This is a genomic window from Anoxybacillus sp. (assembly GCF_036834105.1).
Classification (GTDB): domain Bacteria; phylum Bacillota; class Bacilli; order Bacillales; family Anoxybacillaceae; genus Anoxybacillus.
This window is the reverse complement of the sequence record NZ_DAITON010000016.1, coordinates 18775-28178: the sequence shown is the minus strand read 5'-3', so window position 1 is coordinate 28178 and position 9404 is coordinate 18775. Positions and strand designations below refer to the sequence as shown.

Annotated in this window: 9 protein-coding genes and 1 pseudogene; 1 reads left to right on the top strand and 9 read right to left on the bottom strand. The window is 45.9% G+C overall.

The window, feature by feature from the left end:
* The 5 genes and pseudogenes from V7Z64_RS03385 to V7Z64_RS03365 all read right to left on the bottom strand — a co-directional run.
* Positions 1 to 227, bottom strand: a pseudogene (locus tag V7Z64_RS03385) (DUF2268 domain-containing protein); the annotation flags it as partial.
* A gap of 72 nt (positions 228 to 299) precedes the next feature.
* Positions 300 to 1541, bottom strand: coding sequence for a beta-ketoacyl-ACP synthase II (gene fabF / locus V7Z64_RS03380; RefSeq protein WP_297992674.1), 1242 nt, complete (start codon positions 1539 to 1541; stop codon positions 300 to 302).
* A gap of 33 nt (positions 1542 to 1574) precedes the next feature.
* Positions 1575 to 2507, bottom strand: coding sequence for a beta-ketoacyl-ACP synthase III (locus V7Z64_RS03375; protein WP_297992677.1), 933 nt, complete (start codon positions 2505 to 2507; stop codon positions 1575 to 1577).
* 107 nt (positions 2508 to 2614) lie between these two features.
* Positions 2615 to 3568, bottom strand: coding sequence for a BMP family ABC transporter substrate-binding protein (locus V7Z64_RS03370; RefSeq protein WP_297992680.1), 954 nt, complete (start codon positions 3566 to 3568; stop codon positions 2615 to 2617).
* A gap of 89 nt (positions 3569 to 3657) precedes the next feature.
* Complete coding sequence (locus V7Z64_RS03365; RefSeq protein WP_297992681.1) at positions 3658 to 4359, bottom strand: hypothetical protein; 702 nt, start codon at positions 4357 to 4359, stop codon at positions 3658 to 3660.
* Between the two features lie 139 nt (positions 4360 to 4498).
* Here V7Z64_RS03365 and V7Z64_RS03360 point away from each other — a divergent pair, with 139 nt between their 5' ends.
* A complete protein-coding gene (locus V7Z64_RS03360) occupies positions 4499 to 4678 on the top strand; it encodes a YjzD family protein (RefSeq protein WP_003395412.1) in 180 nt (59 codons plus the stop codon).
* A 25-nt stretch (positions 4679 to 4703) separates the two neighbouring features.
* Here V7Z64_RS03360 and clpB read toward each other — a convergent pair whose 3' ends face one another.
* The 4 genes from clpB to V7Z64_RS03340 all read right to left on the bottom strand — a co-directional run.
* Entirely contained in the window at positions 4704 to 7286 is a 2583-nt protein-coding gene (gene clpB, locus V7Z64_RS03355) for an ATP-dependent chaperone ClpB (RefSeq protein WP_297992684.1), read from the bottom strand.
* A gap of 85 nt (positions 7287 to 7371) precedes the next feature.
* A complete protein-coding gene (locus V7Z64_RS03350; RefSeq protein WP_003395421.1) occupies positions 7372 to 7551 on the bottom strand; it encodes a YjzC family protein in 180 nt (59 codons plus the stop codon).
* An 87-nt stretch (positions 7552 to 7638) separates the two neighbouring features.
* Positions 7639 to 8583, bottom strand: coding sequence for an ornithine carbamoyltransferase (argF, locus tag V7Z64_RS03345; RefSeq protein WP_003395424.1), 945 nt, complete (start codon positions 8581 to 8583; stop codon positions 7639 to 7641).
* A partial coding sequence (locus tag V7Z64_RS03340; protein WP_297992688.1) for an ATP-binding protein occupies positions 8580 to 9404 on the bottom strand: 825 nt, incomplete at its 5' end. The genes V7Z64_RS03340 and argF, both read right to left, overlap by 4 nt.

Sequence of the window (9404 nt, the reverse complement as noted above, 5' to 3'; positions counted from 1 at the left end):
GCAGGGAAAATATAAATCGGCACATCTGGGCCGTTCCACTCTTTTTTTAGCTCCGCAAACTTTTTTGCAACAAACGCCCAGACGTTTTTTTGCTCTAGCTGTTTCATCATCTCATGTTGATTGCGCCGCGCCATGCCGTGCGCAAATAAATGACGCTGCACATCTTCTTCTATTTTCTGACGCCATATATCGCGTTCAAACCAATGTTTCGTATTCACAACCCCCATGACGTTTCCTCCTTTCGTCATTGCATTGTACGACAAACGAAAGGGAAACGTGAAAAAAGGATGAGGGAATCCTCATCCTTCGTACGCCTTGAAAATAATTGTTGCATTATGTCCACCAAAGCCAAGCGAATTGCTTAATACAGCGCGCACACGTTGTTTACGCGCTACATTTGGCACGTAATCTAAATCGCATTCCGGATCTGGCGTTTCGTAGTTGATCGTCGGCGGAATGACGTTATCGTAAATGGATAAAACAGAGAAAATCGCTTCAATCGCACCCGCTGCTCCGAGCAAATGACCCGTCATCGATTTCGTCGAGCTTACAGCTAGTTTGTATGCGTGTTCGCCAAATACTTCTTTAATCGCCATCGTTTCATATTTATCGTTATATTCCGTGCTCGTTCCGTGCGCATTAATGTAGTCGATGTCTTCTGGCTGCATATTCGCATCACGAAGCGCTTGGCGCATCGCACGAACGCCCCCTTCACCGCCGGGTGCTGGCGCCGTAATATGATATGCATCGCCTGTTGCCCCGTAGCCGACAATTTCAGCATAAATGCGCGCCCCACGTGCAAGCGCGTGTTCAAGCTCTTCTAAAATGATAATGCCAGCCCCTTCACCCATAATAAACCCATCGCGATGTTGATCGAACGGACGGCACGCCGTTTTCGGATCAGGGTTAAACGAGAGCGCTTTCGCCGCGCTAAATCCGGCGAACGCCATATGTGTAATCGGCGCTTCTGTTCCCCCTGTAATCATCACATCCGCATCGCCGCGCTCAATGACTTTAAACGCATCACCGATCGAGTTCGTTCCTGTTGCACAAGCGGTGACGGTACATGAGTTTATTCCTTTTGCCCCAAGCATAATCGACACTTGACCCGCCGCCATATCTGGAATCATCATTGGAACGAAAAACGGGCTGACGCGACGATACCCTTTTTCTAAAAACGTCTTCAACTGTTCTTCGTACGTTTCCATCCCGCCGATACCTGAGCCGATCCATACGCCAACGCGCGCTGCGTTTTCCTCTGTAATTTGCAAATCGGCATCTTTTACTGCCATCATCGAAGCAGCAACCGCATATTGCGTAAACCGGTCCATTTTGCGCGCTTCTTTTTTATCGATAAATTGTTCAACATCAAAATCTTTCACTTCCGCTGCCACTTTCGCAGGAAAATCGTCCGCGTTTAACCGTGTGAGCGGACCGATGCCAGACTGTCCGGCAATGATATGTTTCCACGTCGTTTCCACGTCGTTTCCTAACGGTGTCACCGCTCCTAATCCGGTGACAACAACTCGTCTTTTTTTCACCACTCATCACTCCTTTGTTTCATCATACCATCGTTATTTCCCCCAGCGCAATGCAATCGCGCCCCACGTCAAACCGCCTCCAAATCCGACCATAATGATTAAATCGTCATCTTGAATGCGCCCTGCTTCCACTTCTTCAACGATCGAAATAGGAATCGAAGCAGCTGACGTATTGCCATATTTGTTTACTGTAATCGACATGCGTTCAATCGGCAGTTCTAACCGTTCGCGTGCCGCCTCCATAATGCGAATGTTCGCTTGGTGTGGGATTAAAAAGTCAACGTCCGCTTTCGTCAATCCGGCTTTTTCTAATACGCGAATGCACGATTCGCCCATTTGGCGCACCGCAAACTTAAATACTTCCCGTCCGTTCATGACGACGTAATCGTCTTGGTATAAATATTTGCCGCCTGTTCCATCAGCACCAAGCTCAAACGACACGATGCCCCGTCCTTCAGACACTTTGCCCATCACAACCGCTCCTGCACCGTCACCAAACAATACCGCTGTATTTCTGTCATTCCAATCAACAATTTTCGATAACTTTTCCACCCCAACGACGAGCACATATTTGTACGTATTCGTCTCAATAAATTGTTTTGCCGTCACCATCGCATACATAAATCCCGCGCATGCGGCGCTGACGTCAAGCGCTGCGGCACGCACCGCCCCGAGCTTCTCTTGCAGCATACATGCGACAGACGGAAACGCACGATCCGGTGTCACCGTCGCCACTAAAATGAAATCAATTTGTTCAGGAGAAATGCCTGCATCGTCAAGGGCACGCTTCGCTGCGATATATCCCATATCGGACGTATCCATATCATCGGAAGCGATGCGTCGTTCTTCAATGCCTGTTCGCGTTCGAATCCATTCATCTGACGTATCCATTCGTTGTTCTAACTCTTTATTCGTCACAATACGTTCTGGCAAATACCGTCCAATTCCAATAATTCCTGCACTCACGGAAATATCGTCTCCTTTTATCATCAAACTTTATTACTTGGTACTAATTTTACTTTCTTTTTTTATTTCGCGCAATAAAAAAATAAGGGATGTGCTCGACACCCCTTTTACTCATTCGGCAATTTTCCTGTTTGTTTATATCGTTCGACCGCTTTCTTTATTTTTTGTTGAAACGGTTCATCAACGACCGGGCTAAACGTCCCCATTTCGATGACGCCATCTTGAAAATCAACGTATGTCGTCCCCGACGTAAGCTCGCCTTTTATAAACTTTTCTACCGCCAGTTCATACAGTTCATCTACATGTTGAACGGTGCTCGTTAATACCGTTCTCTCCCCTAAATCCGCTTGGTCTGTCACATAGCCAATCGCATAAAGACCGTGTTCTTTTACTTTTTCAATAACAGGGACGCTAAATGTATCACCAGCCGCATATACAACATCGACACCATCGTGAATCATGCGGTCTAGTATAGTTAGTGCCGCATCGATATCATCCCAGCTTTGCACATACTCCACGTCGACATGGACGTCTTTTTTTTCATACGACGCTCCTTCAAAAAAGCCGTCTACTTCTGGCTGCCATTCAAATGCAGCAATGACGCCGACTTTATTTGTTTTCGTCATATGTCCGGCGACCATGCCGCCAAAAAAGCCCATCGCATGTCCTTCAAAGTTTAAGCTCGTCACATTTTTTTTCTTCGCCTCTCCGTTAAAAAAAACAAAATGAATGTCGGGATATTGTTCAGCCAACTCATCAAAATAAGCACCGTATTCTTGGCCGTGCCCGAAAATAAGATTGACACCTTTTCGTTTAAAATCTTCGACCGCCTTTTGAGCAGCTGCTTTTGAGTCTACACCTTCACGATAAAATACTTCCACACCAAACTTCGCCTGTACACGAAGTAGCCCTTTATATCCTTTCGTTCCCCATACTTGGTCATTGATCGTATCCGAAACGAGCATGCCGACTTTTTGTAACTTCGCTGATGACATATGTACAGGAGCGCAAGAAGATAATATGAAAATTAGTGCGAACATAAACAATATATATCGCCTCATCAATATGCAACACTCCTTTTTTCTTTTCCCCCTTATTTTACTTGCTTCATTTCTTGCTCGTAAAGAAAAAATCCCCACACGTGTGGGGACTATACGTCATTATACTGCTCAAAAAATGTATGGATCGCTTGCGCAAACGTATACTTTTTTTCAGGCAAATGGTACGAAACAGGTACGCCAAACGCTTGGGCGTACGCCCTCGCGTGAATCGTCGGCGGATAAGGATTGACGCCGGACACTTGCCAAATTTTCACCGGTACAACAGGCGGCTTCGGCTGTTGTATATGACGTTCCACGTCCTCTTCTCCGTACGCTTGTTTCAACTGTCTCATCAACCGTTTGTAAAAAAATTTATGTTCTTTTTCATATTGCAGCTGCGCCTGCAAATATATGCAAGGATTTAATAACGCCACCGCTCGTATATGATCGCCTACATCATCCATAAAAGGCAATGCGACAAGCGCGCCCATTCCTTCTGCCAACACGTAAATGCGCTCATTTAAAATTTCTGTTTTTAGCACATAATACATAAGCTGTTTGGCTAATTTCACCGCTTTTGGACTGCCCCAGTTCGCACCGTACAAATGGGAATAAAAAATTGTGTACCCACGTTGTAGTAGTTCATGTAACAGCTTGTTTTTTCCAGCATGTTGTATCCATAAGCTCGTTTCGTCATCGACAAAATGAGACACATCCCCTAAAATCAATAAAGCAAATCCGTTCGGTCGGTCTGGAATATGAATCGCACACCATTGCTCGCTGAATTGGAAAAATCGTTGCTTCGCTGCCATCGCTGTCCACCTTACGCACATCATTGTACAATATATCGTATGCGTTTTTCTTTCTTACGTACTAGGCGTTGCAATTTTTTCGTTTTCGCCTATTAACTATTTATGTTAAGATAAAAAAGAGTGTAAAGGAGGGAGTTACATGCGCGTTTTTTGGACGTTTTTTTGGACGTTTTTATTAATTAACATGGTGACATACGTCGTTAGCTCAATGATCGGCGTCGCTTATCATTTCTCAACGGGCACGACGCTCGCCGTCATTGCAACCGTTCTCATTATCGCAATCGCTCAACTCATTCCAAACGACCCTGTGCATCATTAAAAAAGGATAAACGGCGTTCGTCCGTTTATCCTTTTTTTACGACTAATTCATTTTCTTCCACATCAATTGTAATCGTGCTGTAATCGGCGATATGCCCAGCGATCATTTCGCGTGCTAGCTTCGTTTCAATATGTTTTTGAATAAATCGCTTCAATGGGCGCGCACCGTATACGGCGTCAAATCCGTGTGTAGCGATGTACGTTTTCGCCTCATCTGTTAACGTCACTTTAATATGGCGTTCGGCGAGCCGCTCTTCTAGCTGCTTCATAAACTTATCTACAATCCCTTTCACTTCACGTACCGTTAACGGTTTAAACAAGACGATATCGTCAATGCGGTTTAAAAATTCTGGGCGGAAATGCATCCGCAATTGTTTCAACACTTGTTCGCGCGCTTCTTCACTTACGTCTCCGTGCGCATCGACCGCTTCTAACAACGCATGTGAGCCGATGTTTGACGTCATAATAACAACCGTATTTTTAAAGTCGACCGTTCTTCCTTGCGAGTCAGTCATGCGGCCGTCATCGAGCATTTGCAACAAAATGTTAAACACTTCTGGATGCGCTTTTTCCACTTCATCAAGCAAAATGACGGAATACGGTTTTCTGCGCACCGCCTCCGTTAACTGTCCACCTTCTTCATAGCCAACGTATCCCGGTGGGGCGCCAATTAAACGAGACACCGCATGTTTCTCCATATATTCCGACATATCGATGCGAATCATTTGTTGTTCGCTATCGAAAAGCGCCTCGGCTAACGCTTTCGCTAATTCTGTTTTCCCAACGCCTGTCGGACCGAGGAAAAGAAATGAACCGATCGGACGATTCGGATCTTTCATGCCCGCACGCGCGCGCAACACCGCATCGCTCACAAGTTCCACCGCCTCATCTTGCCCAATGACGCGCTCATGTAAAATATCGGCTAAGCGCAACAATTTTTCGCGCTCACCTTCAACAAGTTTAGTGACTGGAATGCCTGTCCATTTTGATACGATCGATGCGATTTCTTCTTCGGTCACTTCTTCACGCAACAATCGTCTTTCTTTTTCGCTTTGTTCAAGTTGTTTTAATTCCTTTTCAAGTTGCGGAATGCGGCCGTGGCGCAATTCTGCTGCTTTATTTAAATCGTAGTTGTTTTCCGCTTCTTCTAGTTCGCGCTTCGCTTTTTCTAACTGTTCACGGAGCGCGCGCACGTGTTGAATCGCTTCTTTTTCTTTTTCCCATTGCGCTTTCATCGCGTTCGCTTTTTCGCGCAAATTCGCAAGTTCTTGCGACAACGCTTGTAAGCGCTGTTTACTTGCTTCATCTTGTTCTTTTTTCAGCGCCGCTTCCTCAATTTCAAGCTGCATCATTTTTCGCATTACTTCATCTAACTCCGTCGGCATCGAGTCGATCTCCGTACGAATCATCGCGCACGCTTCATCGACTAAGTCAATCGCTTTATCAGGCAAAAAGCGGTCAGAAATGTACCGATCGGATAACGTCGCCGCCGCAACGAGCGCCCCATCATGAATGTTTACCCCGTGATGAATTTCAAACCGCTCTTTTAAGCCGCGCAAAATCGAAATTGTATCTTCGACGGTCGGCTCTTGAACGAGCACTTGTTGGAAACGGCGTTCGAGCGCTGGGTCTTTTTCAATATATTGACGATACTCATCAAGCGTCGTCGCTCCAATGCAATGCAATTCTCCGCGCGCAAGCATCGGCTTTAACATATTGCCGGCATCGAGCGCTCCATCCGTCCGTCCTGCGCCGACGATCGTATGTAGTTCGTCAATAAATAAGATGATTCTCCCTTCGCTTTTTTTCACTTCGTTTAATACCGCTTTTAACCGTTCTTCAAACTCGCCGCGAAACTTTGCGCCAGCAATCAATGCACTCATATCTAGCGCAAAAATCGTTTTATCTTTTAACCCTTCTGGCACATCTTTTCGCACGATGCGTTGCGCTAATCCTTCGACAATCGCCGTTTTTCCGACGCCCGGTTCACCGATTAAAACGGGATTGTTTTTCGTCTTACGTGACAAAATGCGAATGACACGGCGAATTTCGCTATCGCGGCCAATGACCGGATCAATTTTCCCTGCCTTCACTTCCGCTACTAAATCGCGGCCATATTTTTGCAACGCTTCATATGTCGCTTCTGGATGCGGACTAACCACCCGTTGATTCCCCCTTATTTCCATAATCGTTTGTAACAGTTTCGCTCGGTCGATGCCGTAGCGCGACAATATCGGTTTCGCCTCTCGATCGTCAACGAGCGCAAGAAACAAGTGCTCAACCGATATATATTCATCGTTCATTTGTTTCGCTTCTTGTTCTGCCCGCACAATCCATTGTTGTAGACGGCTCGTTACGTATATTTTCCCCGCTTCTGTGCTCGTGAGAACTTGCGGCTTTTTATTTAGCTGTTTATTCCACTCATCGCGCAGCGCGGAAATCGAGACGGACATTTTTTCACATATGCGCCGCGCAAGTCCATCTTCTTGTTCTAACAACGCGATACATACGTGCTCGACGTCAATCTCTTGATGTTGCTTCTCCACCGCCAACGATTGAGCTCGCATGAACGCTTCTTGCACTTTTTCCGTCATTTGTTGCATATTCATCGTACTCACCCCTTTGACTTTGACTTTATTTGACCTTCATCTATTATGTATTATAATGGCAAAGCCACCCTTATGCAAGGATGGCTTACGGTTTCGGAAAGTATGTCCAAATGCGGTTATGGTTTGACGTTTCAGGGAAACGGTCACCTGCTTTTAGCTTTAATTTTTTCGGGTTTTTCACTTGGTCGCCTGTCTCGCCAATTTCAATATATATGCCGTTATTTGGCGCTTTTTGTCCCGGGCGAAAATGTCGGCTTTGTCCCATCCGTACCCCTCCTCATCATTTGCTCATTTTATAATATGTCCTCTCCCCCGCAAAACGATGATGAGAAATAACGGCAAACGCTACAAATTACAGCAATGAAACGAGCAACGCTTTTTGGGCGTGAAGGCGATTGGCGGCCTGTTGGAAAATGTAAGACTGCGTTCCATCAATCACACCTTCTGTCACTTCTTCACCGCGGTGTGCCGGCAAACAATGTAAAAACATAAAATCGTCTTTCGCCTGTTGAACGAGCGCTTCATTCACTTGAAATGGGGCAAAAATGTGCATGCGCTCGTTCGCCTCCGCTTCTTGCCCCATGCTTGCCCAAACGTCTGTGTACACCACATCCGCATCAGCAATCGCTTCGTACGGATCGTTTGTCACAACGATCGTCGCTCCGCTTTCGCTCGCCATTTGTTTCGCTTCATTGACGATCGCTTGTTTCGGCTCATATCCTTTCGGTGAAGCAACAGCACAATCCATGCCAACTTTTGCCGCAGCTAACATTAACGCATGCGCCATATTGTTGCCGTCACCGATGTAAGCAAGCTTTAACCCTTGCAGTTTTCCTTTCACTTCGTAAATCGTTAATAAATCCGCAAGCGCTTGGCACGGATGGTCGTCATCGGTTAAGCCGTTAATGACTGGAATCGTTGCATAATGGGCAAGCTCTTCTACTTTTTCATGCTCAAATGTGCGAATCATAATCCCATCCACATATTGCGACAGCACGCGCGCCGTATCGGCAATCGTCTCGCCGCGTCCAATTTGCAAATCGCGGCTGCTTAAATGAAGCGCATGCCCCCCTAATTGCACCATGCCGACTTCAAACGACACGCGCGTTCTTGTAGACGGTTTTTCAAAAATCATCGCCAACGTTTTTCCGCTCAACGGCGTATACTTTTCCCCGCTTTGTTGCTTTCGTTTTAATTCAAGCGCTAAATGAAGTAAATATTCAATTTCTTCTTTCGAATAGTTCGCTAATGTTAAAAAATCTTTCCCTTTCAATTGAACGGTTGCTGTCGTATTCACTTTTTCACCACTTCTTTCATCATTTTTAACCATTGTTGAATCGAACAAACGGAAAAATCGTCCGTTTGGAGCGCCTCGAAAAATAAACGGGCTGTTTCTTCTTCCGTACATACGAGCAAATGGCGAGCGAGCGCCTGTTTTCTTCGCTGCACGCTTTCGTCATCGCGCATGAAACTAACAAACGCGAGCGCCTCTTTTTTCTCAAGCCATTGTTCAAACGGCTCATCCGTTACAACAGTCAAGCCGAATCGTCTCGCCGCTTCGATAAGCGATGCGGCCTTTTCTGGCGCGTCCACATATATTTCATGCGCCCCTTTTTTCTTTACAAGGTACGGATAAAAGCTTTTTAACGCCGCTTCTTGCACTGTTTTTGCGATGCTAATTCCTTCCCCCGTCGATTTCATTTCTGGGCCAACGAGCGGATCGACTCCCGGCAATTTATATGTCGAAAAAACAGGGTATTTTAAGACAACATACGGGAGAGAAGGCGATTGAATGACGTATTCCGACAAATATTTCCCAAGCAATACGTTTGTCGCTAGTTGAACCATCGGCACACCTGTCACTTTGCTCACAATCGGCACCGTTCGGCTTGCGCGTGGATTGACTTCTAAGACGTATACTTCGCCGTTACGAACGATAAATTGAACGTTCATTAACCCTTTAAAATGAAGCTGTTTCGTTATTCGCTTTGCATAATCGACCATTTTCTTTTTCTCTTCTTCTGTAAACGATTGAGCAGGCAACAGCGCATAACTATCGCCGGAATGGACGCCCGTTTTTTCGACATGTTCGATCATTGTCGGAACAAATACGTCATG

Coding starts and splice junctions, on each gene's coding strand:
- V7Z64_RS03370 (WP_297992680.1), bottom strand. CDS start 3,568: ATGAGGCGATATATATTGTTTATGTTCGCACTAATTTTCATATTATCT.
- V7Z64_RS03365 (WP_297992681.1), bottom strand. CDS start 4,359: ATGGCAGCGAAGCAACGATTTTTCCAATTCAGCGAGCAATGGTGTGCG.
- V7Z64_RS03360 (WP_003395412.1), top strand. CDS start 4,499: ATGCGCGTTTTTTGGACGTTTTTTTGGACGTTTTTATTAATTAACATG.
- clpB (WP_297992684.1), bottom strand. CDS start 7,286: ATGAATATGCAACAAATGACGGAAAAAGTGCAAGAAGCGTTCATGCGA.
- V7Z64_RS03350 (WP_003395421.1), bottom strand. CDS start 7,551: ATGGGACAAAGCCGACATTTTCGCCCGGGACAAAAAGCGCCAAATAAC.